Source organism: Duganella sp. AC237 (genome assembly GCF_979254035.1).
In genome coordinates, this window is record NZ_CEEDEW010000003.1 from 5,562,026 (window position 1) to 5,587,777 (window position 25,752).

General features: G+C 61.3%; 27 protein-coding genes, 1 tRNA gene and 1 pseudogene. 10 read left to right on the plus strand and 19 right to left on the minus strand.

Going from position 1 to position 25,752, the window contains the following annotated elements; all coding sequences use genetic code 11:
• Nucleotides 1–36: 36 nt before the first annotated feature.
• From AC0IYS_RS24665 to AC0IYS_RS24685, 5 genes are all read right to left on the minus strand, one after another.
• Nucleotides 37–810, minus strand: a complete 774-nt coding sequence (locus AC0IYS_RS24665) for a sulfite exporter TauE/SafE family protein (RefSeq protein WP_471707639.1) — start codon at nt 808–810, stop codon at nt 37–39.
• A 91-nt stretch (nt 811–901) separates the two neighbouring features.
• Entirely contained in the window at nt 902–1,540 is a 639-nt protein-coding gene (locus AC0IYS_RS24670; protein ID WP_471707640.1) for a peroxiredoxin, read from the minus strand.
• 43 nt (nt 1,541–1,583) lie between these two features.
• A complete protein-coding gene (locus tag AC0IYS_RS24675) occupies nt 1,584–2,153 on the minus strand; it encodes an RBBP9/YdeN family alpha/beta hydrolase (protein ID WP_471707641.1) in 570 nt (189 codons plus the stop codon).
• 5 nt (nt 2,154–2,158) lie between these two features.
• A complete protein-coding gene (locus tag AC0IYS_RS24680; protein ID WP_471707642.1) occupies nt 2,159–3,169 on the minus strand; it encodes a sulfate ABC transporter substrate-binding protein in 1,011 nt (336 codons plus the stop codon).
• A gap of 164 nt (nt 3,170–3,333) precedes the next feature.
• Nucleotides 3,334–3,717, minus strand: coding sequence for a diacylglycerol kinase (locus AC0IYS_RS24685; protein WP_471707643.1), 384 nt, complete (start codon nt 3,715–3,717; stop codon nt 3,334–3,336).
• A gap of 104 nt (nt 3,718–3,821) precedes the next feature.
• Here AC0IYS_RS24685 and AC0IYS_RS24690 point away from each other — a divergent pair, with 104 nt between their 5' ends.
• Nucleotides 3,822–4,601: an IclR family transcriptional regulator gene (locus AC0IYS_RS24690; RefSeq protein WP_471707644.1), complete on the plus strand. Its 780-nt coding sequence runs from the start codon at nt 3,822–3,824 to the stop codon at nt 4,599–4,601.
• Here AC0IYS_RS24690 and pbpG read toward each other — a convergent pair.
• From pbpG to AC0IYS_RS24705, 3 genes are all read right to left on the minus strand, one after another.
• Nucleotides 4,583–5,659, minus strand: a complete 1,077-nt coding sequence (gene pbpG / locus AC0IYS_RS24695; protein WP_471707645.1) for a D-alanyl-D-alanine endopeptidase — start codon at nt 5,657–5,659, stop codon at nt 4,583–4,585. The two genes, AC0IYS_RS24690 and pbpG, sit on opposite strands and share 19 nt — an antisense overlap.
• A gap of 145 nt (nt 5,660–5,804) precedes the next feature.
• The gene (locus AC0IYS_RS24700) at nt 5,805–6,506 is read right to left on the minus strand and encodes a nitroreductase (RefSeq protein WP_471707646.1); all 702 of its coding nucleotides are present in this window, start codon (nt 6,504–6,506) and stop codon (nt 5,805–5,807) included.
• Between the two features lie 9 nt (nt 6,507–6,515).
• On the minus strand, nt 6,516–7,442 hold the full coding sequence (locus AC0IYS_RS24705; RefSeq protein WP_471707647.1) for a DMT family transporter: 927 nt from the start codon (nt 7,440–7,442) through the stop codon (nt 6,516–6,518).
• Between the two features lie 348 nt (nt 7,443–7,790).
• On the opposite strand from AC0IYS_RS24705, the gene AC0IYS_RS24710 reads away from it, so the two are divergent.
• Nucleotides 7,791–8,351 carry a phasin family protein gene (locus tag AC0IYS_RS24710; protein ID WP_471707648.1) on the plus strand — a complete coding sequence of 187 codons (561 nt, stop codon included), beginning with the start codon at nt 7,791–7,793 and terminating at the stop codon, nt 8,349–8,351.
• Nucleotides 8,352–8,501: 150 nt separating this feature from the next.
• On the opposite strand, the gene AC0IYS_RS24715 is transcribed toward AC0IYS_RS24710, so the two are convergent.
• The 6 genes from AC0IYS_RS24715 to AC0IYS_RS24740 all read right to left on the minus strand — a co-directional run bounded on the left by AC0IYS_RS24715 (nt 8,502) and on the right by AC0IYS_RS24740 (nt 13,880).
• Nucleotides 8,502–9,236 carry an ABC transporter ATP-binding protein gene (locus AC0IYS_RS24715; RefSeq protein WP_471707649.1) on the minus strand — a complete coding sequence of 245 codons (735 nt, stop codon included), beginning with the start codon at nt 9,234–9,236 and terminating at the stop codon, nt 8,502–8,504.
• Nucleotides 9,236–10,006 carry an ABC transporter ATP-binding protein gene (locus AC0IYS_RS24720; protein ID WP_471707650.1) on the minus strand — a complete coding sequence of 257 codons (771 nt, stop codon included), beginning with the start codon at nt 10,004–10,006 and terminating at the stop codon, nt 9,236–9,238. Before AC0IYS_RS24720 ends, AC0IYS_RS24715 begins: the two co-directional genes overlap by 1 nt.
• 10 nt (nt 10,007–10,016) lie before the next feature.
• Nucleotides 10,017–11,234 (minus strand): ABC transporter permease subunit, encoded by a 1,218-nt coding sequence (locus AC0IYS_RS24725; RefSeq protein ID WP_471707651.1) that lies wholly within the window; start codon nt 11,232–11,234, stop codon nt 10,017–10,019.
• Nucleotides 11,235–11,246: 12 nt separating this feature from the next.
• Nucleotides 11,247–12,176 (minus strand): branched-chain amino acid ABC transporter permease, encoded by a 930-nt coding sequence (locus AC0IYS_RS24730; protein ID WP_471707652.1) that lies wholly within the window; start codon nt 12,174–12,176, stop codon nt 11,247–11,249.
• Nucleotides 12,177–12,457: 281 nt separating this feature from the next.
• The gene (ispH, locus tag AC0IYS_RS24735) at nt 12,458–13,420 is read right to left on the minus strand and encodes a 4-hydroxy-3-methylbut-2-enyl diphosphate reductase (RefSeq protein ID WP_471707653.1); all 963 of its coding nucleotides are present in this window, start codon (nt 13,418–13,420) and stop codon (nt 12,458–12,460) included.
• Nucleotides 13,421–13,427: 7 nt separating this feature from the next.
• Nucleotides 13,428–13,880: an FKBP-type peptidyl-prolyl cis-trans isomerase gene (locus AC0IYS_RS24740; protein WP_471707654.1), complete on the minus strand. Its 453-nt coding sequence runs from the start codon at nt 13,878–13,880 to the stop codon at nt 13,428–13,430.
• 88 nt (nt 13,881–13,968) lie between these two features.
• Here AC0IYS_RS24740 and radC point away from each other — a divergent pair, with 88 nt between their 5' ends.
• The 3 genes from radC (at nt 13,969) to rpmG (ending at nt 15,242) form a co-directional block, all read left to right on the plus strand.
• The gene (radC, locus tag AC0IYS_RS24745; protein WP_471707655.1) at nt 13,969–14,643 is read left to right on the plus strand and encodes a RadC family protein; all 675 of its coding nucleotides are present in this window, start codon (nt 13,969–13,971) and stop codon (nt 14,641–14,643) included.
• A 182-nt stretch (nt 14,644–14,825) separates the two neighbouring features.
• On the plus strand, nt 14,826–15,062 hold the full coding sequence (gene rpmB / locus AC0IYS_RS24750; protein WP_026637479.1) for a 50S ribosomal protein L28: 237 nt from the start codon (nt 14,826–14,828) through the stop codon (nt 15,060–15,062).
• Nucleotides 15,063–15,074: 12 nt separating this feature from the next.
• Complete coding sequence (gene rpmG / locus AC0IYS_RS24755; RefSeq protein ID WP_008451489.1) at nt 15,075–15,242, plus strand: 50S ribosomal protein L33; 168 nt, start codon at nt 15,075–15,077, stop codon at nt 15,240–15,242.
• Between the two features lie 360 nt (nt 15,243–15,602).
• On the opposite strand, the gene AC0IYS_RS24760 is transcribed toward rpmG, so the two are convergent.
• From AC0IYS_RS24760 to AC0IYS_RS24780, 5 genes are all read right to left on the minus strand, one after another.
• The gene (locus tag AC0IYS_RS24760) at nt 15,603–16,805 is read right to left on the minus strand and encodes a DesA family fatty acid desaturase (RefSeq protein ID WP_471707656.1); all 1,203 of its coding nucleotides are present in this window, start codon (nt 16,803–16,805) and stop codon (nt 15,603–15,605) included.
• Between the two features lie 112 nt (nt 16,806–16,917).
• Nucleotides 16,918–18,297 (minus strand): mechanosensitive ion channel family protein, encoded by a 1,380-nt coding sequence (locus AC0IYS_RS24765; RefSeq protein ID WP_471707657.1) that lies wholly within the window; start codon nt 18,295–18,297, stop codon nt 16,918–16,920.
• A gap of 124 nt (nt 18,298–18,421) precedes the next feature.
• Nucleotides 18,422–19,732: an RsmB/NOP family class I SAM-dependent RNA methyltransferase gene (locus tag AC0IYS_RS24770; RefSeq protein ID WP_471707658.1), complete on the minus strand. Its 1,311-nt coding sequence runs from the start codon at nt 19,730–19,732 to the stop codon at nt 18,422–18,424.
• 17 nt (nt 19,733–19,749) lie between these two features.
• The gene (gene purN, locus AC0IYS_RS24775; protein WP_471707659.1) at nt 19,750–20,379 is read right to left on the minus strand and encodes a phosphoribosylglycinamide formyltransferase; all 630 of its coding nucleotides are present in this window, start codon (nt 20,377–20,379) and stop codon (nt 19,750–19,752) included.
• Nucleotides 20,380–20,492: 113 nt separating this feature from the next.
• Nucleotides 20,493–20,879, minus strand: a complete 387-nt coding sequence (locus AC0IYS_RS24780) for a barstar family protein (RefSeq protein WP_471708934.1) — start codon at nt 20,877–20,879, stop codon at nt 20,493–20,495.
• Between the two features lie 470 nt (nt 20,880–21,349).
• Here AC0IYS_RS24780 and AC0IYS_RS24785 point away from each other — a divergent pair, with 470 nt between their 5' ends.
• The 5 genes and pseudogenes from AC0IYS_RS24785 (at nt 21,350) to AC0IYS_RS24805 (ending at nt 25,698) form a co-directional block, all read left to right on the plus strand.
• Entirely contained in the window at nt 21,350–21,865 is a 516-nt protein-coding gene (locus AC0IYS_RS24785; RefSeq protein ID WP_209726695.1) for a glycine zipper 2TM domain-containing protein, read from the plus strand.
• A 132-nt stretch (nt 21,866–21,997) separates the two neighbouring features.
• Nucleotides 21,998–22,785, plus strand: a pseudogene (locus AC0IYS_RS24790) (spermine/spermidine synthase domain-containing protein).
• A 122-nt stretch (nt 22,786–22,907) separates the two neighbouring features.
• A complete protein-coding gene (gene tfpB, locus AC0IYS_RS24795) occupies nt 22,908–24,719 on the plus strand; it encodes a type IV pilus assembly ATPase TfpB (RefSeq protein WP_471707660.1) in 1,812 nt (603 codons plus the stop codon).
• Nucleotides 24,720–24,775: 56 nt separating this feature from the next.
• A tRNA-Lys gene (locus AC0IYS_RS24800) sits at nt 24,776–24,851 on the plus strand.
• Between the two features lie 112 nt (nt 24,852–24,963).
• A complete protein-coding gene (locus tag AC0IYS_RS24805) occupies nt 24,964–25,698 on the plus strand; it encodes an MGMT family protein (protein ID WP_471707661.1) in 735 nt (244 codons plus the stop codon).
• Nucleotides 25,699–25,752: the final 54 nt, after the last annotated feature.

A 25,752-nucleotide genomic window follows, 5' to 3' on the forward strand; every position in this document is an offset into this window, starting at 1 on the left:
TTTTCATTAAGTTAGACGAATAGGCTATATAGCTACTCACATTATGAGTTTGGCGGCGACCGCTACCAGAATGAAAGCCAGCAGGCCGCGCAGCAGCCGCTCCGGCACCGATTTGGCGAAGTAGGAACCGATGGTGATGCCCGGCACCGACCCCACCAGCAGAGTCAGCAACAGCATCCAGTTGATCGAGCCCAGCCACCAGTGGCCGACGGCGGCGATGGCCGTCAGCGGCACCGCATAGGCGATGTCGGTGCCGGCCACTTCGGCCGGGGTCAGCTTGGGATACAGCATCACCAGCACGGTCGCGCCGACGGCGCCGGCGCCGATCGACGAGATGGTGACCAGAGTGCCGAGCACGGCGCCGGCAAAAATGGTGGCGGCGGTCAACCTGCCCCCCTGCAACTGGCGGTGCGGATGCGCGTTGATCCATGCCAGCATTTTGCGGCGGAACAGCAGCGCGCAGACGGTCAGCATGACGGAGCCGGCGATGGAATAACGGATGATCTGGCCCAATTCCGGGCTGAGGGTGCCGAAGTATTTAAGGCCGACGCTGGCGAGCACGGCAGCCGGCAAGGCGCCGACGCACAGGCGCCGCACGATGTCCCAGTGGACGGTGCCGCGCAAACGGTGGGTGAAGGTGCCGACGCTCTTGGTCAGCGAGGCGAAGGCCAGGTCTGTGCCGACGGCGACCGCCGGCGAAACGCCGAACAGCAAAGTCAGCAGCGGCGTCATCAGCGAGCCGCCGCCGACACCGGTCATGCCCACCAACAGCCCCACCGCGAAACCTGAAATGACAAACGATACATCCATACAATTCCCCAAGAGTAGGCCGCAGGGTACCTACTCTAGGGAAATATCCAAACAACGCAATCCTTATTTGCTTATGCGCTTTTTGTTTCGATCACTTGTTCGGCTGTGGCGTGACGCGCAGGTAAGGTTTAGCGGCGGTGAAGCCTTTCGGATACTTTTGCTTCAGCACTTCCGGGTCCTGCACGGTCAGCGGGATGATGACGTCGTCGCCATCTTTCCAGTTGCCGGGAGTGGCCACGGTGTAGGCGTCGGTCAGTTGCAGGGCGTCGATGACGCGCAGCACTTCGTCGAAGTTGCGGCCGGTGCTCATCGGATAGGTCAGGCTCAGGCGGACTTTTTTGCTCGGATCGATGACGAACAGGGTGCGCACGGTGGCCGTGGTCGAGGCGTTCGGGTGGATCATGTCGTACAGGGTGGCGACCTTGCGGTCCTCGTCGGCGATGATCGGGAAACCGACCACGGTGTCCTGGGTCGATTCGATGTCGGCGATCCAGCCCTTGTGCGATTCGGCCGGGTCGACCGACAGCGCGATCGCCTTGACGTTGCGCTTGTCGAACTCCGGCTTCAGCTTGGCGGTCAGGCCCAGCTCGGTGGTGCAGACGGGCGTGAAGTCGGCCGGGTGCGAGAACAACACCACCCACGAATCGCCCGCCCACTCGTGGAACTTCAGCTTGCCGATGGAGGAGTCTTGTTCAAAATCGGGGGCGGTATCGCCGAGTCGTAATGTCATGGTGGTCTCCAGGAGTTGTTACAGGTTGAGTTGGCACCGGCGATCAATGCGCCGCGAGGGCCCTATTCTGCACCTGATCTATTAAAAAATACAAGATTTCCAGTCCTTCGGGCCAATCGCCCAAGCCGGACTCGGCGTTGATATGTCCCAGCGCCCCGCCGTTGATGAATTGGCTGTGCCAGCGTTCGGCCCACGAGGCCGCGCGCGGCGCCGCCATCCACGGATCGTCGGTGCTGCCGATCACGATCGATGGCACCGGCAACGCCTGCTTCGGCAACTGGTCGGCGACGTTGAACTTGTCCGGATCGGCCGGCGCCACCAGCAGCAGGCCGGCCACGCCGGACGGGTCGCGCGCCACGCTGTGCACGCTCGCCAAGCTGCCGAAACTGTGCGCGACGATCAGCAGCGGACGCGCATCGCCCTTGCCCGCCTGGCGCACCCGGTCGACCCGAGCCGACCAGCGCGCCAGATCAGGCGCCTCCCAATCGTCCTGCTCGACCCGCTCGAAGTGGGGAAACACGCGCTGCCAGCGGCTTTGCCAGTGATCCGGTCCGCTGTTATGCAAGCCCGGCGCAACCAGGACACGAAAATCCGCGATGGCAAGGCCGGACATGTCGCTTACTTCGGCTGGTAGATCTGGTCGAACACGCCGCCGTCGGCGAAGTGCGTCTTCTGCGCCTTGGCCCAGTCGCCGGAAATGTCGGCGATCGTGAACAGTTTGACGGCCGGGAACTGCGCGGCGTACTTCTTCGCCTCTTTCTCGACAGCCGGACGGTAGTAGTTCTTGGCGATGATTTCCTGCGCGGCGTCGGTGTAGAGGAAGTTCAGGTAAGCCTCGGCCACCTTGCGGGTGCCGCGCTTGTCGACCACCTTGTCGACCACGGCCACCGGCGGCTCGGCCAGGATCGACACCGATGGCGCGACGATGTCGAACTTGCTCGGTCCCAGTTCCTTGATGGCCAGCAGCGCTTCGTTTTCCCAGGCGATCAGCACGTCGCCGATGCCGCGCTCGACGAAGGTGGTGGTGGCGCCGCGCGCGCCGGAATCGAGCACCGGCACGTTCTTGTACAGTTTGCCGAGGAATTCCTTGGCGCTCGCTTCGGTGCCGCCCGGCTGGCGCAGCGCGTAGCCGTAAGCGGCCAGGTGGTTCCAGCGGGCGCCGCCGGAGGTTTTCGGATTCGGGGTGATGACGGCCACGCCAGGCTTGACCAGATCGTTCCAGTCCTTGATGCCTTTTGGGTTGCCCTTGCGGACCAGGAACACGATGGTCGAGGTGTACGGGGTGCTGTTGTGCGGCAGTTTCTTCTGCCAGTCCGGCGCCAGGATCTTGCGCTCGGCGATGGCGTCGATGTCATAGGCCAGGGCCAGCGAGACCACGTCCGCTTCCAGGCCGTCGATGACGGCGCGGCCCTGCTTGCCGGAACCGCCGTGCGATTGCTTGATCTTGACGGTATCGCCGGTCTTGGCTTTCCAGTCCTTGGCGAAGGCGGCATTGACGTCCTGGTACAGCTCGCGCGTCGGGTCGTACGACACGTTGAGCAGGGAAATTTCAGCGGCGAGGGCAAACGACGCGGAGGTAGCGGCCGTAGCGGCAAAAATGGCTGCGGCGATGATTTTTTTGGACAGCATTTGATTCCCCTAGTTATGTTAGACCAAAGAGTAATGCCGTCCCTTATAAATGAGAACTAAGCTTTTATCAGTTCCATATACCAAAATCGCATAAAGAAATCGTAGGGCGGATTAGGCGCAGCCGTAATCCGCCGTGGAGCCGCCGATAACGCATGCATGGCGGACTAGTAAAAGCGATTGAACAGTACCACGGCCCACGTCGCCGCAGCCAGCAGGCAGGCCAGCAGCACGGCCGCGCTGCCGAAGTCCTTGGCGTTTTTCGACAGCGGGTGGCGTTCCAGCGAAATCCGGTCAACCACCGCCTCGATCGCCGAGTTAATCAATTCGACGATCAGCACCAGCACCAGCACCGCGATCAGCACCAGCTTCTCGAACGCCGACACCTTGAGCACCAGCGCGACCAGGGTGCCGGCAACAAACAAGCCCAGTTCCTGGCGGAACGCATGCTCATGCTTCCAGGCGGCCTTCAAGCCGTCGATCGAGTAGAAAAAGGCGGAGAAGATCCGTTTCAGGCCGCTTTTGCTTTTGAATTCGCTGACAGGTTCCATGAACGATAAGACGAGATAAAGATGACGCATTATGCATCAATTCCCATTTTTTTCACATTATGGTATAACGTAGTTACCGAATACTGCACCGCACCAACCACATCATGAAAATCGAAACCGTTCCTGAGCAAAAGACCACTATCCAGGTGATCGAACGCATGGTGGCGTTATTAGACGCTCTTGCCAAGTACCCCGATCCTGTCAGCCTGAAGGAATTGTCCAAGGTTTCCGGGCTCCACCCTTCCACGGCGCACCGCATCCTCAACGACATGGTGCTCACGCGCTTTGTCGACCGCATCGAACCGGGCACCTATCGCCTCGGCATGCGCCTGCTCGAACTGGGCAACGTGGTCAAGAGCCGGCTGTCGGTGCGCGAGGCGGCGCTCGATTTCATGCGTGCATTGCACAAGAAGACCCAGCAGACCATCAACCTGTCGGTGCGCCAGGGCGACGAGATCGTCTACATCGACCGCGCCTTCTCGGAACGCTCGGGCATGCAGGTGGTGCGCGCAATCGGCGGACGAGGTCCGCTGCACCTGACCTCCACCGGCAAGCTGTTCCTGTCGGTGGACGAGCCCAAAGCCATCCGCGCCTACGCCACGCGCACCGGACTGGCCGGGCACAACAAGAATTCGATCACGGATTTATCCAAGCTCGAGCGCGAACTCGGCCTGGTGAAGTCGCGCGGCTACGCGCGCGATAACGAGGAATTGGAACTGGGGGTGCGTTGCATGGCTGCCGGGATCCACGACGACAGCGGCAAGCTGATTGCCGGGCTGTCGATCTCGGCGCCGGCCGACCGTCTGCAGGAAGACTGGCTGGAAGATCTGGTCACAACCGCCAACCAGATCTCCGCCACACTCGGTTACATGCCGGTCGAATAAACCGGCGAGCTGCTGTTGGTGGTCAGCGCGGCAGGCTTGAGCGCCTGCAGCCAGGTGCGCATGCGGCCGGCATCGGCGGTACGCGACTGCTTGCCCTTGGAATCCAGGAACACCATGATCACCGAACGGCCTTCGATGACCGCTTGCATCAGCAGGCAGCGGCCGGCTTCGTTGATGAAACCGGTCTTTTGCAGACCGATCGCCCAGTCGGGGCTGGCCACCAGGTGATTGGTGGTGCCGAACTGCATCGGACGGCCGTTGGCTTCGACGATGGCTTTGGAATCGGTGGAGAACTGGCGCAGCATCGGGTGCTGGTAAGCCGCCATCGCCAGCTTGGCCAGGTCGCGCGCGCTGGCCACATTCATTTTCGACAGGCCACTGGAATCGACATAATGGGTGTCGGTCATGCCCAGTTCGCGGGCCTTGGCGTTCATCGCCTCGACAAACGCCGGCTTGCCACCCGGGTAGTTGCGGCCGAGTGCCGACGCGGCGCGGTTTTCCGAGCTCATCAGGGCGATGTGCAGCATATTCGCGCGCGTCAGCTGGGCGCCGACGCGCAGGCGCGAGCTGCTGAATTTTTCGCGGTCGACGTCCTCGTCGGTCACGGTCAGCACCTCGTCCATGTCCTGGTTGGCTTCCACCACCACCAGGCCGGTCATCATCTTGGTGATCGAGGCGATCGGCAAGGCGACGTTGGAATTCTTTTCAAACAGTACTTCCGAGTTCGCCTGGTCCAACACCAGCGCGACGTTGGACTTGAGGTCCAGCGGATCGTGCGTGGAACTCAAACCGGCCAGGTCGCCCATGGTCGGCATGGCCGGCGCGGCCGTGATGAGGCGCTGGTAGACCACCTTGCGGCGGCCGTTGACCTTGGTCACACGCTTGACCATGCGGTCGCCGGAATCGACCGCGGCGAGGCGCATGGTCTGGCGGGCCTTGGCTTTTTTGACCACGGCTTTTTTCGGCGCGGCGGTGTTGGCGGTCGCAGCCTGGGCGGCAGTCATGCCGGCGGATGCAAACATCAGCGAAATGAGCGCACTTAACGCTAGTTTATACATTCGTATCCCCAAAAGAAGAAAAGCCGGATTTCACAATCGACTGTTGCAGTGTAGCAAAATGGTGAGGGAGCGCAAGCTAAATTATCCCTCGCAGCATCTTTGGTTGCGGATCTGCAATACGTATTTGGCTACCCTTTTATGCAAGCTAGTCCTTAACGACAAATTTAACAAATTCTTCGAGGCGCATGCGCTCGGTAATCAAAGAATTTTCAATTTTTGTCGTATCGGCGTAACCGAGCGCCATGCCGCACACCACGGTTTCGTTTTCGGGGATGTTCAGGACAGAACCGATCACCCGATGATACTGCGTAAAGGCGGCTTGCGGACAAGTATCTAGTCCCCGGCCGCGCGCCGCGATCATAATGCTTTGCAAGAACATCCCGTAGTCGAGCCAGGACCCCTGTTCCATGATGCGGTCGATCGTAAAGATCAGCCCGACCGGCGCGCCGAAAAATTCATAGTTGCGTCCATGCTGGGCCGCCATGCCGGCCTTGTTCTCCCGGGTGAGCCCGAGCAACGCATATAAGTCCCAGCCGACCTTGCGGCGGCGGTCGATATAGGGCGAGACCCATTCCCTCGGGTAATATGCGTACTCCTCCGTGTGCAGCTTGGCTTGCTCCGGATCGTTATGTATGGCCAGAATCGCCGAAGACAACTCCTGCTTGCGCTCGCCTTCCAGCACATACACCTTCCACGGCTGGGTATTGGTGCCGGACGGCGCCCTGCCCGCCACCTGCAGGATCTGCAAAATATCCTCGCGCGCCACGGGTTGCGGCGTATAGGCGCGGGTCGAGCGGCGCGACGTGATCGCGGCATCCACCGCTTGCTGTTCCGGAGTAGTAATCATGTGTCCTCGCTATGTGGGTTTGCGCTTGCTGACCACGAAAAACACCCCGGTGACCGCCAGCGCCATGCCCGCCACGCCGAGGAGATTGAACACTTCGCCGAACATCAGCCACGCCATGACGGCGGTGGTGGGCGGCGTCAGATACATCAGGCTGGTGACCTGGGTGGCGTCGCTGCGCCGTATCAGCGCGAACAACAGGAAGATGGCGCCGATCGACAGACCCAAAACCGACCACAACAACGCTCCGATGAACTGCGGCGTCCACTGCACCGCAGCAAACTCCGCCGTCCAGCCTTCGAATATGATAGCCAGCGGCAACACCACCACAGTGGACGCGGCGAACTGGATGACGGTGCCCGTGCGCAAGTCGAACTGTGGGCAATGGCGTTTCTGGTACATGGTGCCCACCGTGATGGACACCAGCGCCAGCACGCACAGCGCGATCGCCTCGACCGACAGGCCGGTCAACTTGATCTTGGCGGCCACCACCAGGGCGACGCCGCCGATACCGAACAGCAACCCCAGCCATTGGCGCGGCAACACCTTTTCGCCGATCAACGGCGCGGCAAAGGCGGTCAGGATCGGTTGCATGCCGACGATCAGCGCCGACAAGCCGGCCGGCATGCCCAGTTTGATGGCGCACCAAACGCCGATCAGATAACCGGCCTGGACCAACACCCCGGCCAGCGCGACCTGCCAGATCTTGCCGCGCGGCCAAGGCGCCCGCAACAGCAGGACCAACGGCACCAGCACCACCAGCACGCCGACAAAACGCATCAACAGGAAGGTCAGCGGCGGCGCATACGGCAATCCGAACTTCGCCACGATGAAGCCGCTGCTCCATAAGAGTACAAAAAACAACGGCATGGGCGACAGGAAGGTCGCGTGCGCGGCGGGTGGTTTTGCAGCGGAAAAAGCGGTCGGCGTATCGGGCATGAAAACTGACTAGCTGGCTGAAAGGAAACCGGCGACCAGAAAACGGCACCGGCACGATGCCCGCCGAGTCTATCACGGCGGGCGCTCCGGCATTGGCGTGGGCTCCGGAGCAAGCAATCACGCCATGTTTTTCAGTGCACCGCAATAAGTTTTAGCTGGGAAATGCTTCCTCAAACCGATGTTTCATGCCTTGATGCAACGCACAAAAAATCGCTTGACTTAATTTCGCAACGCCGTAAAATCGTCTTTGTTGCGTTGCACAATTTGATCGGTTCGAAACGTGCATTCTGTTTCTCGCCGACGTAGAACGGCAGTATCCAATTAATGACTATTTTTCTGGAGAGTTAAATGTTTTCAATCCCTGAGCAATTTTCCAATGCGACCAAAGCCAACTTTGAAGCACAGTTCGCTATCTTCTCGGCCCTGACCAACAAGGCGTTTGAAGGCGTGGAGAAGTTTGTCGACCTGAACCTGACCGCCGCCAAGGCATCGCTGGAAGAGTCGTCGATCACCACCAAGCAGCTGCTGTCGGCCAAAGATCCGCAAGAATTCTTCTCGCTGGCATCCGCTCAGGCCCAGCCGACCGCTGAAAAAACCATCGCTTACGGTCGTCACCTGGCGAACATCGCCCAGAGCACCAGCGCCGAGTTCAGCAAAGCCGCTGAAACCCAAATCGCCGAAACCAACCGCAAAGTCATCTCGCTGGTGGAAGAAGTGACCAAGAACGCCCCCGCCGGCAGCGAGAACGCCGTCGCCATGTTCAAATCGGCCATCGGCAACGCCAACGCCGGCTACGAGCAGTTCAGCAAGACCGCCAAGCAAGCTGCCGAGTCGATCGAAAGCAACGTTGCCCAAGCCGTGAACCAGTTCTCCGCAGCCGCCGCCAAGGTCGCTCCGGCACGCAAGTAATCAGGAATAGTGGCCGGCGCCAAGGCGCCGGTGCCCGTTCTGCGGTCTCCTCGGCATCCGTGGTGTCCTCCTGACGGATGTCCTTAAAAGCCTCGGCCTTTGCCGGGGCTTTTTTTTGGCCGCCGCTGGTCTGGCGGCTTATGGGAATACTTACTCGCCCAGATAGGCCGCCTTGACGCGCGGATCGTCCAGCATGTCGCGGGCGTTGCCGGTCATCGTGATATTTCCCGAATCCATGACATAGCCGCGGTGCGCCGCTTGCAGCGCCAGCTTGGCGTTCTGTTCGACCAGCAGGATGGTGATTCCCTCTTTCGAGACATTGCGGATCACTTCGAAAATCTTCTCGACCATGATCGGCGACAGCCCCATCGACGGCTCGTCCAGCAACAACAAATTCGGATGCGACATCAGCGCGCGCGCCATCGCCAGCATCTGCTGCTCGCCGCCCGACAAGGTGCCGGCCATCTGCGCCGCCCGCTCCTTCAGGCGCGGGAACACGTCGAACCACTTGGCGATGTCGGCCTCGATGCCGGCCTTGTCGTTGCGGGTGAAGGCGCCCATCATCAGGTTTTCCTGGATCGACATGCGGGTGAACACGCCGCGTCCTTCCGGCACCATCGCCAGCTTCTTCTGCACCAGATGGTAGGACTTGCTGCCTTTCAGCGATTCACCTTCATAGCTGATCGTGCCTTCCACCTTGCAGGCCGGCAGGGTGCCGGTGATGGCTTTCAGGGTCGTGGTCTTGCCGGCGCCGTTGGCGCCGATCAGCGCCACCAGCTCGCCCTTGTTCACTTCCAGGTCGATACCCTTGACGGCCTTGATGCCGCCGTACGCGACTTTCAGTCCCGATACTTTTAGAACGTTTGCGCTTACGTTACCGCTCATTAGTGCGATCCTCCCAGATAGGCTTCGATGACCGCCTGATTGCTCTGTATTTCCGCCGGCAGACCCTCGGCGATCGGCTTGCCGTATTCCAGCACCATCAGCCGGTCGCACAGGCCCATCATCATTTTGACGTCGTGCTCGATCAGCAACACGGTCTTGCCCTCGTTCTTGATCTTGACCAGCAACTCGCGCAGCGCCAGTTTCTCGGTCGCGTTCATGCCGGCTGCCGGTTCATCCAGCGCCAGCAACTGCGGATCGGTGGCCAGCGCGCGGGCGATTTCCAGGCGGCGCTGGTCGCCGTACGACAGGAAGCGCGACGTGCGGTTGGCGAACTGGCCGATGCCGACGAAGTCCAGCAGTTCCTGCGCGCGTTTGCGGATGCTCGCCTCCTCCTCGCGCGCCGCCTTGTGGCGGAACACGGCGCCGAACACGCCCTGGTGCGAGCGCACGTGGCGCCCGACCATGACGTTTTCCAGCGCGGTCATCTCGCCGAACAGGCGGATGTTCTGGAAGGTGCGGGCGATGCCGGCCTTGGCCACCTCATGCGGCGCGGACGGCGAATACGGCTTGCCGGCCAGCTCGAAGGTGCCCGTGTCCGGCTGATACAGCCCGGTGATGACGTTGAAGAACGTGGTTTTGCCGGCGCCGTTGGGACCGATCAGGCCGTAGATCTGGCCCTTCAGTATCTTGATGCCGACATCGGTCAGCGCCTGCAGGCCGCCGAAGCGCTTGTTGACGCCGGCGATGTTGAGAATGACTTGTTCGCTCATAGTTGTTTCCTCAAGCCGCCACGGTGCCGGACGATTGATCTTTGGTATCCGAATCGCTGTCGGGACGGTCTTCATGCTTGGGCGCGGGCCACAGGCCGGCCGGACGGTTGAGCATGATCAGCACCATGGCCAGGCCGTACAGCAACTGGCGCAGCACTTCGGCTTCGATCAGGATGTGGCCGAACAGCTTTTGCTGCAGCGGTTCGACGACGTGGCGCAATACTTCCGGCAACGCCGCCAGCAGCGCGCCGCCCATGATCACGCCGGGAATATGGCCGATACCGCCGAGCACCACCATCGCCAGCACGGCAATCGACTCGGTCAGGGAGAACGATTCCGGCGACACGAAGCCCTGGAACGAGGCGAACAGCGCGCCGGCGACGCCGCCGAACGAGGCGCCCATCGAGAACGCCAGCAGCTTGACGTTGCGGGTGTTGATGCCCATCGCCTTGGCGGCGATCTCGTCCTCGCGGATCGCGACCCAGGCGCGGCCCAGGCGCGAGTGCTGCAAGCGCGACGTGACGAACACAATGGCGATGCACAAGAACAGGAACAGGAAATAGTAGGCGTTCACGGAAGGCATCGAGAAGCCGCCGATGACGACGTTGGCGCGCGAACCGGCCTCCCCCGCCAGATTGACGCCGAACACGCGGATCGGGTCGATCAGGTTGATGCCCTGCGGACCGTTGGTGAAGTTGATCGGCTCGTTCAGGTTGTTCATGAAGATACGGATGATCTCGCCGAAGCCCAGGGTCACGATGGCCAGGTAATCGCCGCGCAACTTCAGGGTGGGAGCGCCCAGCAGCGCGCCGAACAGGCCGGCCGTGGCGGCCGCCAGCGGCACGATCACCCATACCGACAGGTGGATGCCGTTTTGCTGGATTTCAGGTCCGAAGATGGACACCAGCGACTCGCCCAGCACCGGGTACTGGTTGATGACCGATTCGAGCAGCGCCGCGAATTGCGGCGAGGCCAGCAGGCCGGTCATATAGGCGCCCACCGCGTAGAACGCGATGTAGCCCAGATCGAGCAGGCCGGCGAAGCCGACCACGATGTTCAGGCCCAGCGCCAGCATGATGTACAGCAGCGCCATGTCGATGATGCGGACCCACGAGTTGCCGAACTGCGCGGCAAAGAACGGGAAGATCAGCAAGCCGATGAAGATTACGGCCATGCTGCCGTAGGCCTTGCGCGGATTGCGGGAAACGTCGAAATTGAGAATAGCCATGAGCTCCCCCTGTTACGCGCGGTCGGCGACGCGCTCGCCCATGATGCCGGACGGACGCACCGTCAGCACAAGGATCAGCACGACGAAGGCGAAAATGTCTTGGTAGTGGCTGCCGAGGAAGCCGCCGGTCAGGTCGCCGATGTAGCCGGCGCCCAGGCTCTCGATAATGCCGAGCACGATACCGCCAATCATCGCGCCGTAGATGTTGCCGATGCCGCCCAACACCGCCGCCGAGAAAGCCTTTAGGCCCGGCACGAAGCCCATCGCGAACTGGATCGAGGCGTAGTTGGCGCCCCACATCACGCCGGCCACGGCGGCCAGCGCCGCGCCGAGCGCGAACGTGGCGACGATGACCTTGTTCGAGTCGACGCCCATCAGGCCGGCGACCCGGGGATTTTCCGCCGTGGCGCGCATGGCGCGGCCCATCTTGGTTTTTTCCACCAGCAAGACCAGGCCGGTCATCGACAGGGCGGCCAGCACCAGCAGCAGGATCTGCGTCTGCGAAATCAGCGCGCCGCCGATCACCACCGGCTCGGACGACAGCAACTGCGGGAACGGCAGCGGGTTGCGGGTCCAGATCATCATGGCAAAGGTTTGCAGCAGGATCGACACGCCGATCGCCGTGATCAGGGGCGCCAGACGCGGCGCGTTACGCAGGCGGCGATAGGCGACACGTTCGATGATGACGTTGACGATGATACAAACCGGAATGGCGCCGCCGATGGCGATGGCCAGCTTGACATAGCCGGGCAGGTCCGGCGCGTACTCGTTGAGGTATTTCAGGATGGTCAGGCCGGTCATGGCGCCGACCATCAGCACGTCGCCGTGGGCGAAGTTAATCAGGTTCAGCACGCCGTACACCATGGTGTACCCAAGTGCGACCAGTGCGTACATGCTGCCCAGCACCAGTCCATTTATGATTTGTTGGATAAAAGTATCCATTAAGAGCCTTTACTTTTGTATTGCACAGACGGTCCAAGTAACAAAAACGGCACCCGGGGTGAGGTGTCCCCGTAGTGCCGCGGTTGACTACACGATAATCATGCAAGTTTCATGCCTGAGCGGCATCAAACCCTGCGAACTGGCTGGGTGTCGATTGATCCACTTAAGGGCCTAATCGACAAGTTTTTGCGAGCGAGGCAATGATAGCGAGATTCCCGAAAAACTAACTGCGGAATAACGCCGAAAGTACTGAATTAAGTTTTGCGCGACTGTTTGGGGGCTCAGGCTGCGCCGCCGATCGCCGCCGCTTTTTGTCCGTCCAGGCCCTTCGGCAGCGGGAACGTCACCGCCTCCTGCACGCCGTCTAGCGGGCGCACGCTGCGCACGCCGCACTCTTTCAGACGATCGATGACGGCCTGCACCAGCACCTCGGGGGCAGACGCGCCGGCGGTCACGCCCACCCGCAGCTTGCCCTCCAGCCATTCCGGGTTGATCTGCGTGGCGTTGTCGACCATGTAGGCGGGCGTGCCCATCTTCTCGGCCACTTCGCGCAGGCGGTTGGAGTTGGAGCTGTTCGGGCTGCCGACCACGATCACCAGTTCCACCTGCGGCGCCATGAACTTCACGGCTTCCTGGCGGTTGGTGGTGGCGTAACAGATGTCGCCTTTTTTCGGCTCGATAATGGCCGGGAACTTGCGTTTGAGCGCCTCGATGATCTCGGCGGTGTCGTCAACCGACAACGTTGTCTGTGAGACATAGGCCAGGTGCTCCGGCTTCTTCACTTCCAGACGCTCGACGTCGGCCACGGTTTCCACCAGATACATGCCCTCTTCGGTCTGGCCCATCGTGCCTTCGACCTCGGGATGGCCGTCGTGGCCGATCATGATGATCTCGCAGCCCTGCTTGCGCATCTTGGCCACTTCCACGTGCACCTTGGTCACCAGCGGACAAGTCGCGTCGAAGATGCTCAGGCCGCGCGACTCCGCCTCGGCGCGCACCGCCTTCGAGACGCCGTGGGCCGAGAACACCAGCGTGTTGCCGGCCGGGACATCGTCCAGGTCCTCGATGAAGATCGCGCCCTTGTTGCGCAAGTCTTCCACCACATAGGCGTTGTGGACGATTTCGTGGCGCACATAGATCGGCGCGCCGAACTGCAGCAGCGCGCGTTCGACGATCTCGATTGCGCGGTCGACGCCGGCGCAAAAGCCGCGCGGCTGGGCCAACAGGAGTTCTTTATCGCTCATCAGTGCCTCACAGAACGGAAATTAAATTGACTTCGAACTTCAGCGGCTGGCCGGCCAGCGGATGGTTGAAGTCGAACAGACAGGTTTCATCGCCCAGCTCGCGCAGGATGCCGGCGAAGCGCCCGCCGCCCGGCGCGGCGAAGTCGACCAGGTCGCCGACTTTGTAGTCGGCGCCGGGCACCGAGTTCTCGTCCAAGGTGGCGCGGGTGACTTCGCGCACCAGTTCCGGGTTGCGCGGGCCGAAGCCGACGCCGGGTTCGAGCTCGAACGTCTTGTGCGTGCCTTCGGGCAAGCCGATCAGCAATTCCTCCAACACCGGCGCCAGCTGGCCCTGGCCCAGCATCAGGGTCGCGGGATTTCCACTGAAGGTAGTGACGATATCAGTACCGTCCAGGGAGGCCAGACGATAATGCAGGGTGAGATAGGCCGATTGGGTGACGACAGGTTGCGCGTTAGACATGACTGGGTTCGGTGAGCTGGCAAAGGCTATATTGTAAGCCACCTTGCCCCTCGCGCCCGCCGGCTGTGATGATTTGCGGAGGATATCGATGACGATCAATGATTGGCCGGCCGAACGCCGTCCGCGCGAGCGACTGATCCGCGAAGGCGCGAGCGCCCTGTCGGATGCGGAATTGCTGGCGGTGTTCCTGCGCATCGGCGTGCCCGGGCAGGACGCGGTACAACTGGCCCAGCACATGGTGCACCATTTTGGATCACTGCAGCGACTGTTCGGCGCCAGCCTGAAGGAGTTCTCGGCGATCCACGGCCTGGGACCGGCCAAGTTCGCCCAGCTGCAAGCGGTGATGGAACTGGCGCGCCGGGCCATGCTGGAGGAAGTGCGATGCGGCACCGCACTCGGATCGCCGCGCGCGGTGAAGGAATATCTGCTGCTTCTATTTAGCGGCAAACCCTTCGAATCGTTCCACGTGCTGTTCCTGGATGTCAAAAACCGCCTGATCGACAGCAAGGAATTGTTTCGCGGCACCTTGACCCACACCAGCGTCTATCCGCGCGAGGTGGTGAAGGAGGCGCTGGCGCGCAATGCCGCCAGCGTTATGCTCGCGCACAACCACCCTTCCGGCACGCCGGATCCTAGCGAGTCCGATCTGCTGCTGACGCGGGCGCTGGTGCAGGCGCTAGGGTTGGTGGACATCCGCATTCTCGACCACTTTGTTGTCGCTGGCCATCAGGTGCATTCGTTTGCCGAGCATGGGCAGATGTGAATTTCGCACCGGCGCCACGAGGTTTTCATAGGAGAAGTGCCCAAATGCCCCAGGAAGTCACAATTGTTAAATTTATTGAGATTATCAAGACACAATTGTTTTTCACAAGTCATTGAAAAAGCTGAGTTTTTTGGATATACTCTCGTTTTTCCAATTGTGGAATGTCTTTTAAGGAGTGCGTTATGGCACGTGTTTGCCAAGTTACTGGGAAGAAGCCGATGGTCGGCAACAATGTTTCCCACGCAAACAACAAAACCAAACGTCGTTTCCTGCCTAACCTGCAGAACCGTCGTATTTTTGTTGAATCTGAAAACCGCTGGGTTTCCCTGCGTCTGTCCAACGCTGGTCTGCGCGTCATCGACAAGGTCGGCATCGACGCCGTCCTGACCGACATGCGCGCCCGTGGCGAAAAAGTCTAATTAGGAGCTACCATGGCAAAAACTGGCCGCGACAAAATCAAACTGGAATCGACCGCAGGCACGGGTTTCTTCTACACCACCACCAAGAACAAGCGCACCACGCCTGCTAAAATGGAGATCATGAAGTTCGATCCTAAAGCACGCAAGCACGTCATGTTCAAAGAAACCAAGATCAAGTAATCGATCTTCGCTTCCGAAAAAACCGCCCCGCGCAAGCCCGGCGGTTTTTTTACGTCCCCACTCCGGGGGTCAAGTCTGACATTTGGACACGTTGTCAACCGTAGGACACGGCCCGGCGCCATTTTGTGGGTAAAACGTACATCCAACACTCCGGGGGTCAAGTCTGACATTTGGACACGTTGTCAACCGTAGGACACGGCCCGGCGCCATTTTGTGGGTAAAACGTACATCCAATGTTGGGCCCGTGTCCGAATGCCAGACTTGACCCCGAATGTTAGACTTGACCCCGAATGTTGAGTCTAGATGTAAAAAAGCCCCGGAGTTTGACGTCCGGGGCTTTGTCGCTTCTGCAGAGCTTGCTTATGCGTAGCTGCGCAGGCGGAACGAAAATTCTTGCAGCGACTTGATGCCCGACGCTTCGGCACGGTTGCACCAGTCTTGCAGCTTGTGCAGCAGCTGGTCGCGCGTGAAGTGCGAACGCTCCCAGATAACGCCCAGTTCCACGCGCATGTTGTGCATGGTTTCGAGCGCTTTGCTGTGCTGGAACAGTTCCACCAGCTGCTGCTGCTGCGGCGCTTCCAGCTTGCCCGGCTCGCGCTGCAACAGCTTGCGCGACGACTTCAGGAAACGCGATTCCAGCTCGGCCTTGGTTTTCAGGTGCTCGACCTCTTCGTGCCAGGCAGCCTTGATCGATTTGGCATATTTCGCCATCACGTCGTAACGGTTGGCGATGACCGACTGCAAGGTGTCGAAGTCGGCTTCCACTTTGCCTTTGGCAAACTTCGGCTCCGGGGCAAGTTTCTTGACCTTGGCCAGACCCATGATTTCCAGCGCGCGGATGTACGCCCAGCCGATGTCGAACTCGTACCATTTCGACGACAGCTTGGCCGACGTCGCGAACGTGTGGTGATTGTTGTGCAATTCCTCGCCGCCGATCAGGATGCCGAACGGGATGATGTTGGTGGCCGCGTCGGAGCAGTCGTAGTTGCGGTAGCCCCAGTAGTGGCCGATGCCGTTGATGATGCCGGCGGCGGTCACGGGGATCCACATCATTTGCACGGCCCACACGGAAATACCGATGACGCCGAACAGTGCGAAGTTGATGAACAGCAGCGCCACCACACCCGCCCAGCTGTAGCGGGTGTACACGTTGCGCTCCATCCAGTCGGTCGGCGTGCCATGGCCATACTTTTCCATGGTTTCCATGTTCTTCGATTCGGCGCGATACAGTTCGGCGCCTTCCCAGAACACTTTCTTGATGCCACGGGTAACCGGGCTGTGCGGATCTTCCTCGGTGTCGCATTTGGCGTGGTGCTTGCGGTGGATCGCCGCCCATTCCTTGGTGACCTGGCCGGTGGTCAGCCACAGCCAGAAACGGAAGAAGTGGCTTGGGATCGCGTGCAACTCGAGCGCGCGGTGCGCCTGGTGGCGGTGCAGATAGATGGTAACGCTGGCAATGGTGATGTGTGTAACGGCCAGGGTGTAGAAAAACACTTCCCAGGCGCTAAATCGGGTGACCCCGTTAGACAGAAAATCCAGTACCGCATTTAAACTAAAGCTCATTAATACTCCAAAGTGGGCGTGTCACGCATCGCGGTGGCTCCGCAAATATTGCGTTTTCGACAGGCGCAGGAAGTCCATTAGTCGTGCTAACAACCTGTAATTGTACGCTGAATCAAAGGTGATTTGAGGAAGGATTTCCAGCGGTCACAGGGTTTTCCTTTGGCACGGTCGTGCTTTCTTCGCCGGCCAATGCCGGTGGCAACGCGCCCAAGATGCGCATTTCCCTCTGCGGGAACGGTACCGATATGCCGTGCTCCTTTAACGCGCGCCAGATCGCACGGTTGACGTCGGAGGTGACGCCGCCGCGTCCGTTTTCGGGGTCGTCGATCCAGAAGCCGACTTGCAAATCGAGACCATCTGCACCGAAATTCAGCAGGGTGGCCGACGGCAGGCGCTCCTTGTTGACGCGCTCGACGCTCAGCGCCGCTTCTTCAAGCAATTTGAGCACCATGTCGACATCGGTGTCGTAAGCCACGGAAACCTTGGTGGAAATATTGACCAGGCTGCTGGAAAGCGACGAGTTCTGCACCGCGCCCGACACCAACATCTCGTTCGGGATGATCGACTCCATGCCATCGAGCGCCTGCAACACGGTGTAGCGCGTGTTGATTTGCGTAACCTTGCCGCTGTACTTGTCGACCGTGATCATGTCGCCGATGGTCAGACTGCGGTCGAGCAGGATGATGAAGCCGGACACATAGTTGCTGGCGATCTTCTGCAAGCCCAGACCCAGGCCGACGCCGAGCGCGCCGCCGAACACCGACAGCACCGTCAGGTCGATGCCGACCAGCGACAAGCTCACCAGCACGGCCGCCAGGATCAGCACGGCCCGGACCGTACGCGACAGCACGACGCGCAGGCTGGTGTGCATGCCCTGCAGGCGCATCAGCCATTCCTCCAGCGCGGTGCCGGCCCACAGCGCCAGCATCAGCATCACCACCACCGACACGATCGCTTGCAGCACGTCCGCGATCGACACCTTGTATTTGCCCATCGGCAGGATGGTGTTATCCATATAAAGGAAGACGTCGTCCCACAGGCCGGTGATGTAGAGCACGAACGCCAGCCACACCAGCAACTGGAAGATTTTCTCGAACGCCAGCATCGTCGGGCTGATCTCGCCGCGGCGGGCAAATACGCGCCGCAGCAGGTAGACGGTGAAGCGGATCACCGCCAGCGAGCCGAAGATCGGTATCGCCACCTTCAGCAGGTTGTTGGGATGCTTGTAGAACTCCAGCAACGCGATGCGCGACAAAGTCAGCAGGCCGACCACCAGCATCGGCGGCACCACCCGGCCGACGCTCTCCACGCCGAAGCGCATGATGTCGTTGCGGGTTTCATCGCGTCCCGTGTACTTGCGCAACAGCCGCGCCAATGTCCATCCCAGCGCCACCGACACGACGATCGCGGCGATCTGCCATAGCAGCGCCGGATCGCGCAGGTCGCCGGAAAGGTCTTCGATCAGATTGAAAAGCGGCTGTTGTTTGGGCATGTCTATTGCTGAGTGTGGCTAGAGGCCGTAGCGTAGCGTAAACGCGCGGCCCGGCCGTATGAATGTTAAAAAAGACCGGGCAAGGTCGATCTCCCGGTCTTTCACTTATTGCGTACGGCGAAGATTACTCCTCGTCGGCAGCTTCCTCTTCTTCCTTCACCGGCGCCGGTTTTTTCGGCATCGGCTTGCGTTCGAACACGGCGGCGAAAAAGCCGTCGGTCTGGTGTTTGTGTGGCAGCAGTTTGAGGTAGTCGCCCATCTCCAGGTCGATCTTTTGCTCGGCGAGCACTTTGCTCATCGGCACCAGCTCGAAATCGGCATGCGTTTCCAGGAATTGCTTGGCGATGAAGTCGTTCTCGTCTTCCAGGAAGCTGCAGGTGGCATACACCAGGCGGCCGCCGCCCTTGAGCAGGCGCGCCGCGCCGTCCAGAATCGCCGCCTGCTTGACCTGCAGTTCGCCGATCGCGCTCGGCTGCTGGCGCCATTTGACGTCCGGATTGCGGCGCAAGGTGCCCAGGCCCGAGCACGGCGCGTCGACCAGCACGCGGTCGATCTTGCCGGCCAGACGCTTGATCTTGGCGTCGCGCTCGTGTGCGATCTGCACCGGATGCACGTTCGACAGGCCGCTGCGCGCCAGGCGCGGCTTCAGCTTGGCCAAACGTTTTTCGGACACGTCGAACGCGTACAGGCGGCCGGTGTTGCGCATCGTCGCGCCCAGCGCCAAGGTCTTGCCGCCGGCGCCGGCGCAGAAGTCCACCACCATTTCGCCGCGCTTGGCGCCGACGATGGCCGACAGGATCTGGCTGCCCTCGTCCTGCACTTCGATATGGCCGCTCTTGAACAGCGGCAGGTTTTGCAGCGCCGGCTTTTGCAGCACGCGCAGGCCCTGCGGCGAATACGGCGTCGGCGTGCTGCGGATCGGCGCTTCGGCCAGCCCGGCGGCGACTTCCTCGCGCGTGCCCTTCATGGCGTTGACGCGCAGGTCCAGCGGCGCCGGCTGGTTCATGCCGTCGGCCAGCGCCAGCGTTTCCTCTTCGCCCATCTGCTCGACCAGCTTGTCGAACAGCCACTTCGGCATGTTCGAGCGGCTCGACTTGTGCATCACCTTGCGGTCGATCAGCAGGATGCGCTCGACCCACGCGATCTCGTCTTCGGTCAGCCCGCCCATCGAATCGAGGCCGACGGCGTCGGCCATGCCCAGCAAGGTCAGGCGGCGCATCGTGGCGCCACCGCCCGCTTCGGAGAAATCGGTATAGAACGATTTGTTGCGCAGCACGTTGTAGATGCACTCGGCGATGCCGCCGCGTTCGCGGCCGCCCAGGCGCGGGTGGTCTTTAAAATAGCGCGACAACGTGGTGTCGGCGGGCGCGGCAAAGCGCAAAATCTCGCGCAACACTTCTTCGGCGTTGGCGAGTATCGCTGGTGGCAATCTCATGGAATTCCTTGGTTAAATTATTTTGTGGTGGTCACATGCTCGTCCACATGGACCTGCACCGTTTCCTGCGCTATCGTCAACCCGCCCTCGACAAACCAGCGCACCGCGCGCGGGTAAATCACATGCTCCTGTTCCAGCACGCGCGCCGACAGGGTTTCCACCGTGTCGCCGGGCAGCACCGGCACTGCAGCTTGCGCCACCATCGGCCCGTGATCGAGTTCGGCCGTCACGAAATGCACCGTCGCGCCATGCTCGGCCACGCCGGCGGCCAGCGCCTGCGCATGCGTCGCCAGGCCGGGAAACAGCGGCAGCAGCGATGGATGGATATTGAGCATGCGGCCGGCGTAATGCGCGACAAAAGGCTCCGTCAAAATCCGCATGAAACCGGCCAGCACCACCAGATCGGGCGAAAAGCCGTCGATCACGGTCTGCAAAGCGGCGTCGAACTCGGCGCGGCTGGCGTAGTCTTTGTTGGCAACAACAGCCGTCTTGATTCCGTATTCAACAGCAAACGCCAGCCCGGAGGCGTCGGCGCGGTTGCTGATCACGGCGGCAATACGGGCGGGCCAGCGCTCGGCTTGCGCCGCGCGGACTATCGCTTCCATGTTGCTGCCGCGACCCGAAATAAGGATGACGATGTTTTTCATAGGCCGACATTGTACCTTGTCCACACGGGCCGGACCAGAAAATGCCGAGAATTGCTGCGGCGCAGCAGGCATCCGCCCCATGGTCGAAGCGGGATGCGGAGGGGGATTCCGGCCTACTCGAAGGAGTAAAACACCCGGAATGGAACTTTCTTTTCGGCCCAATAATCGGCAGCGTCGCGGAAGACGTCCAATAAGGTTTCCCGCGCTTCCTTGTCAAATTTCTGGGTATTGGGCAATTGCTCCAGCACCACCAGGAAACCCTCCTGGGTGCCGGCATTGAACATGGTTGCGGTCAGCGTCTCGCGCAGCCCGTCAAAATTCTTGCCTATACCTTTGGGAAACAGAAACGATTCCGCGATGATGCCCAGCACTTGCTGCTTGGTCGCGCCGGCATTGCAGTGCGCGTACAGGAAGTGGTGGCCCAGGCGGGCCGCTTCCTCCTGCAACTCGACCACGCGGAAGGCGCGGATCGACTGCACGAGGTTGGGCGGCACGGTCATCAGCAGCGTCTCGTTTTCCCCCATTTGACCTGGTATGTACGGTGTGTCCACTTTGCTGTCGTGAGTGCCTAACTTGTTGATTAATGAGTAAATAATTTGAGCACCTGTCCACTTTACACGGCCCGCTGGTCTAAGCTTGCCGTGGCTGATTCAACATCTTTCTCGAATCCCATACGCATATTAGGGTAACGTGTTGTTCCTTCCAGATCAACACGAATGTGATTGCCCACGCAATATTTGTCAGAAACAGAACAATTTTGGACTGTTTTGGCCCGAATCCGCACAATTTCATCGCGGAATGACTATGGCCCCGCTCCCGGCACGCCGGCGGGAAGCCTTGGCCGCTGTTACAATTTGTTGCCACAGATACCGATTGGCCACTGGTTCCGGGGCGCTAACGGGAATACCATAGGAAGCATGCAATATCAGAATCCCTGATAAGACACCCCTGACAGACAACGAGGTACCAAATGAACTTGCAAGCCAAATTGATCGCATCCGTACTTTGCGTGAGCGCACTGCCTTTCGCCCAGGCTGCCGATTTCGAGGATTTCGGCCGGGTCGTGCGCGTCACCCCGCAAGTGGAGCAAATCAACCGTCCGCGCCAGGAATGCCGCACCGAATACGTGCAAGTCCAACAGCCGGCGCCGCAGCGCGGCGTGGGCGGCGCCATCATCGGCGGCCTGATCGGCGGTCTGGCCGGTAACCAGGTCGGCGGCGGCAGCGGCCGCTCGGTGGCCACCGCCGCCGGCGCCATCGCCGGCGCCGTGGTCGGCGACCGCGTCGACAACCAGAATCTGCCCAACAGCGGCGGCGTACAGGAACAGCAAGTCAAGCAGTGCCGCACCGTCGACCATTGGGAATCGCGCACCTCGGGCTACGAGGTCACCTACGACTATCGCGGCCGCAACTACACCAGCGTCATGTCGTACGACCCGGGCGAGCGCGTGCGCCTGCGCGTGGTGGTCGAGCCGATGCAGCGTTGATCGCCCGAATTCCGCGCAATCCCGTTCAATGCCGGTCCATCGACCGGCATTGCCGTTTTTGGCTTGCCTAGAGGTAAGGCATCGCGGGATAATGCGCACTGACCTCCCGCTCCCCTCCCCCAAGCCCGCCCCATGCTGATCAAACGTAAATCCATCGAAAAGAAGAATCCTCCCGTCCGGCGCGCAAGGCAAAATATGCGCCGGTAACCTTGTCGGAACAGGATGGCGTGCGCTATCTGCACTTCGGCACGGAGTGGGTGCAGGGCGCGATGCGCATCCGCAAGCCCAACTGGCCGGAGCTCGAGTACGCGCAGCAGATGATGGCGTGGATGCTGTGGCTCAAGGAGCCGGCGGCCATCGCCCAGTTGGGCCTGGGCACGGCCACCTTGACCAAGTGTTGTTACGCGACCTTCCCGTCGGCGTCGGTCACGGCGGTGGAGCTGAATCCGTCGGTGATCGCCATCTGCGACTCGATGTTCAAGCTGCCGCCGAACGACGCCCGGCTGCGCGTGGTGGAAATGGATGCGCTCGATTACGTCAACGACGAAGCCAACGCCGGCGCGCTCGACGTGTTGCAGGTCGACCTGTACGACGCCACCGCGCGCGGCCCGGTGCTCGACAGCGCCGAGTTCTACCAGTCCTGCAACGCCTGCTTGAAAGACGACGGCATCATGACGGTCAACCTGTTCGGCGACCACCCGAGCTACGCGCGCAACATCAAGGCGATCAAGTTCGCGTTCGAGCAGGTGGTGTGCCTGCCGGAAGTCCATGACGGCAACGTCGTCGCCATCGCCTTCAAACGAAAGCGCGCGATCGATGTCGTGGCGCTGGCCGAGCGCGCCGCGCAAATCGTCGCCGAGACCAAACTTCCGGCGAAGTCATGGGTCAAAGGATTAGCGCAAAGCCTGGCCACAGTGTGAGAATTGTCTAAAACACGTAGGGCGGATTAGCGCAGCGTAATCCGCCAGGCGCCGCCAACATCCTCACCATTGCCGTCGAAGTTGCATCACCGTTCCGCCCAACTTTGAAAGTGACCGCAACGATGCCTTCCGCCCAGCCAGCAACCAAGCCAGCCCCGCTCGATCTGCAGCAAATCTACACCTGGCTGCTGGCCGACGGCATGATCCGCAAGACCGAGGTCAAGGAACTGTACGCGCAAAGCCAGGCCATCCTCAAGAACACGGTCGGCCCGATGCACCCTCTCTGCGCGGTGGCCCACGCCAAGCTGCTGTCGGCGCAACCGCCGCACAAGATGCTCACCCTCGATGCCTTATGCGAATGGCTGGCCCAGCGCGCCGGCCTGCAATTCATCCGCATCGACCCGCTCAAGATCGACTTCACCAAAGTGGCCGACGTCATGTCGGCCAGCTACGCGGCGCGCTTCAACATCCTGCCGGTCGAGCTCACGCACGACACGCTGGTGGTGGCCACCGCCGATCCCAGCTCGATCGAATGGGAGGCGGAAATATCCAAGGTGTCGCGCCGCGCGATCCGCCGCGTGATGGCCAACCCGCTCGACATCGCCCAGTACACCGCCCAATTCTTCAGCCTGGCCAAATCGATCAAGAAGGCCAACAAATCCAACGGCAACGACCTCTCGCTGCGCAACAACTTCGAGCAACTGGTCGAGCTGGGCAAGATCAACAAACAGGTCGACGCCAACGACCAGCACGTCATCAACATCGTCGACTGGCTGTGGCAATACGCGTTCGAGCAACGGGCCTCCGACATCCACCTGGAACCGAAACGCGAGATGGCGGCGATCCGCTTCCGCATCGACGGCGTGCTGCACCAGGTGTATCAGGTGCCGGCGGTGGTGATGATCGCCATGACCGCGCGCATCAAGCTGCTCGGGCGCATGGACGTGATCGAAAAGCGCCGCCCGCAGGACGGCCGCATCAAGACCCGCACCGCCGGCGGCCAGGAGGTCGAGCTGCGCCTGTCGACCCTGCCCACCGCCTTCGGCGAAAAGCTGGTCATGCGCATCTTCGATCCGGACGTGGTGGTCAAGACGCTGCCGGAACTGGGCTTTCCGCTCGACGACGCCGAGCGCTGGGACGCGCTGACCAAGCGTCCGCACGGCATCATCCTGGTGACGGGGCCGACCGGCTCGGGCAAGACCACCACCTTGTACACCACCTTGAAAGCGCTGGCGACGTCGGAGGTCAACGTCTGCACGGTGGAAGACCCGATCGAGATGGTCGAGGCGGCCTTCAACCAGATGCAGGTGCAGCCGGGCATCGACCTGTCGTTTGCCGACGGCGTGCGCGCGCTGATGCGGCAGGATCCGGACATCATCATGGTCGGCGAGATCCGCGACCTGGCCACGGCCGAGATGGCGATCCAGGCCGCGCTGACCGGCCACCTGGTGCTGTCGACCCTGCACACCAACGACGCGCCGTCGGCCGTGATGCGGCTGCTGGAGCTGGGCGTGCCCTACTACCTGCTGGAGGCGACCCTGATCGGCATCATGGCGCAGCGCCTGGTGCGCACCTTGTGCGCCGACTGCAAGGCCGCCGATGGCGAGCTGGGCGACGAGATCTGGCACAGCATCGTCGGCGACTGGGACTTGCCGAAGCCGGCGACGGTCTACCGCCCGGTCGGCTGCCCGGAATGCCGCCAGACCGGCTACCGGGGCCGCACCGGCCTCTACGAGTTGCTGACGGTGACGCAGGCGTTCAGCGAGCAGGTGCGCGAGGAGACCGACATCCACGCGCTGCGGCGCCAGAGCGTGGCCGACGGCATGAAGCCGCTGCGCATCGCCGGCGCGCTGAAAATCCAGGAAGGCGCGACCACCGCCGACGAGGTGCTCAAGGTCACGGCCGCGCTGGGAATGAAGGAAACAATAAAATGATTTCAGAAAACCCTTTGCACTTCGCCCAGGGCTGTATATAATACGGCCTCTTTCGGGGGTCGTTAGCTCAGCTGGTAGAGCAGCGGACTTTTAATCCGTTGGTCGCAGGTTCGAATCCCGCACGGCCTACCACCGAATTCGCAGTATCAGATGAAGCAGCTACGAGCAATCGCAGCTGCTTTTTTTGTTTGGGCGATCCGGCTATCGGGAGCGGGAGCGGGAGCGGCCACGCTATACTGGCCCCATGAGCGCCAAGGCAGAACATCTCTTCGTCAAAACCCGCCACGCCAAGCCGATGGCCCGCGCCGACAGCCTGACGCTGGTCGAAGGACTCGGCATCCAGGACGACATCAACGCCCACCGACTCAGTCCGCGCCACATCCTGGTGACCAGTGCGTCCGAGCTTGAGGCCTTGTCGCTGCCTGCCGGCGCGCTGCGCGAGAACCTGGTGATCTCCACCGACAGGCCCGGGGACTTCCAGCCCGGCAGCGCGCTCACCAGCGCCAGCGGTATCGAGATCCGCCTGACGATGCACTGCGAACCCTGCAAGCAACTGCTGCCGCTGGTCGACGATCTGGCCGGCATGATCGGCCGGCGCGGCATCCTCGGCGTGGTCGTCGCCGGCGGTCAACTCCAGCGCGGCGACACGCTCGAGCTGATCCCCGGCCGCTATCCCGCGCTGCCCGAATCGGTCTACCAAAGATTCCTCGACTTCGTGCCGACGATCCCGCGCGGAAGGGTCGTGCGTTACAGCGATGTCGCGCTGGCGATCGGCGCCGACCCTGGTTTTGTCCGCGCCATTCCGGGTTACATCAAACGCAGCCTCGCCACCGGCGTGCCGCTGCATCGCATCGTCAACGCGCGCGGCCACTTGCCCGCCACCATCCCCGACCACGCGCAGAGGCTGATGGCGGAAGGCGTGCTGGCAACCGGCGCCATCGAGCTCGATACCTTTCTTTGGCAAGGCGAACCAGTCTAGCCAACCATATGCGCGGCAGGCACACTGTTATACTTTCCGATAGTTAAAAAATTA

What these genes read in the sequence shown, in the direction of transcription:
- AC0IYS_RS24680 (WP_471707642.1), bottom strand. Translation starts at nt 3,169, where the DNA reads ATGCTGTCCAAAAAAATCATCGCCGCAGCCATTTTTGCCGCTACGGCC.
- AC0IYS_RS24665 (WP_471707639.1), bottom strand. Translation starts at nt 810, where the DNA reads ATGGATGTATCGTTTGTCATTTCAGGTTTCGCGGTGGGGCTGTTGGTG.
- AC0IYS_RS24720 (WP_471707650.1), bottom strand. Translation starts at nt 10,006, where the DNA reads ATGAGCGAACAAGTCATTCTCAACATCGCCGGCGTCAACAAGCGCTTC.
- pbpG (WP_471707645.1), bottom strand. Translation starts at nt 5,659, where the DNA reads ATGTATAAACTAGCGTTAAGTGCGCTCATTTCGCTGATGTTTGCATCC.
- AC0IYS_RS24765 (WP_471707657.1), bottom strand. Translation starts at nt 18,297, where the DNA reads ATGCCCAAACAACAGCCGCTTTTCAATCTGATCGAAGACCTTTCCGGC.
- AC0IYS_RS24780 (WP_471708934.1), bottom strand. Translation starts at nt 20,879, where the DNA reads ATGACCGTGCCGCCCAACCTCGTGCAGTCGATCCGCGCCTTCCGCGTG.
- AC0IYS_RS24690 (WP_471707644.1), top strand. Translation starts at nt 3,822, where the DNA reads ATGAAAATCGAAACCGTTCCTGAGCAAAAGACCACTATCCAGGTGATC.
- AC0IYS_RS24685 (WP_471707643.1), bottom strand. Translation starts at nt 3,717, where the DNA reads ATGGAACCTGTCAGCGAATTCAAAAGCAAAAGCGGCCTGAAACGGATC.
- AC0IYS_RS24710 (WP_471707648.1), top strand. Translation starts at nt 7,791, where the DNA reads ATGTTTTCAATCCCTGAGCAATTTTCCAATGCGACCAAAGCCAACTTT.
- AC0IYS_RS24705 (WP_471707647.1), bottom strand. Translation starts at nt 7,442, where the DNA reads ATGCCCGATACGCCGACCGCTTTTTCCGCTGCAAAACCACCCGCCGCG.
- AC0IYS_RS24770 (WP_471707658.1), bottom strand. Translation starts at nt 19,732, where the DNA reads ATGAGATTGCCACCAGCGATACTCGCCAACGCCGAAGAAGTGTTGCGC.
- rpmG (WP_008451489.1), top strand. Translation starts at nt 15,075, where the DNA reads ATGGCAAAAACTGGCCGCGACAAAATCAAACTGGAATCGACCGCAGGC.
- AC0IYS_RS24730 (WP_471707652.1), bottom strand. Translation starts at nt 12,176, where the DNA reads ATGGATACTTTTATCCAACAAATCATAAATGGACTGGTGCTGGGCAGC.
- tfpB (WP_471707660.1), top strand. Translation starts at nt 22,908, where the DNA reads ATGCCTTCCGCCCAGCCAGCAACCAAGCCAGCCCCGCTCGATCTGCAG.
- purN (WP_471707659.1), bottom strand. Translation starts at nt 20,379, where the DNA reads ATGAAAAACATCGTCATCCTTATTTCGGGTCGCGGCAGCAACATGGAA.
- AC0IYS_RS24675 (WP_471707641.1), bottom strand. Translation starts at nt 2,153, where the DNA reads ATGTCCGGCCTTGCCATCGCGGATTTTCGTGTCCTGGTTGCGCCGGGC.
- AC0IYS_RS24715 (WP_471707649.1), bottom strand. Translation starts at nt 9,236, where the DNA reads ATGAGCGGTAACGTAAGCGCAAACGTTCTAAAAGTATCGGGACTGAAA.
- AC0IYS_RS24700 (WP_471707646.1), bottom strand. Translation starts at nt 6,506, where the DNA reads ATGATTACTACTCCGGAACAGCAAGCGGTGGATGCCGCGATCACGTCG.
- AC0IYS_RS24740 (WP_471707654.1), bottom strand. Translation starts at nt 13,880, where the DNA reads ATGTCTAACGCGCAACCTGTCGTCACCCAATCGGCCTATCTCACCCTG.
- ispH (WP_471707653.1), bottom strand. Translation starts at nt 13,420, where the DNA reads ATGAGCGATAAAGAACTCCTGTTGGCCCAGCCGCGCGGCTTTTGCGCC.
- radC (WP_471707655.1), top strand. Translation starts at nt 13,969, where the DNA reads ATGACGATCAATGATTGGCCGGCCGAACGCCGTCCGCGCGAGCGACTG.
- AC0IYS_RS24805 (WP_471707661.1), top strand. Translation starts at nt 24,964, where the DNA reads ATGAGCGCCAAGGCAGAACATCTCTTCGTCAAAACCCGCCACGCCAAG.
- rpmB (WP_026637479.1), top strand. Translation starts at nt 14,826, where the DNA reads ATGGCACGTGTTTGCCAAGTTACTGGGAAGAAGCCGATGGTCGGCAAC.
- AC0IYS_RS24760 (WP_471707656.1), bottom strand. Translation starts at nt 16,805, where the DNA reads ATGAGCTTTAGTTTAAATGCGGTACTGGATTTTCTGTCTAACGGGGTC.
- AC0IYS_RS24725 (WP_471707651.1), bottom strand. Translation starts at nt 11,234, where the DNA reads ATGGCTATTCTCAATTTCGACGTTTCCCGCAATCCGCGCAAGGCCTAC.
- AC0IYS_RS24670 (WP_471707640.1), bottom strand. Translation starts at nt 1,540, where the DNA reads ATGACATTACGACTCGGCGATACCGCCCCCGATTTTGAACAAGACTCC.
- AC0IYS_RS24785 (WP_209726695.1), top strand. Translation starts at nt 21,350, where the DNA reads ATGAACTTGCAAGCCAAATTGATCGCATCCGTACTTTGCGTGAGCGCA.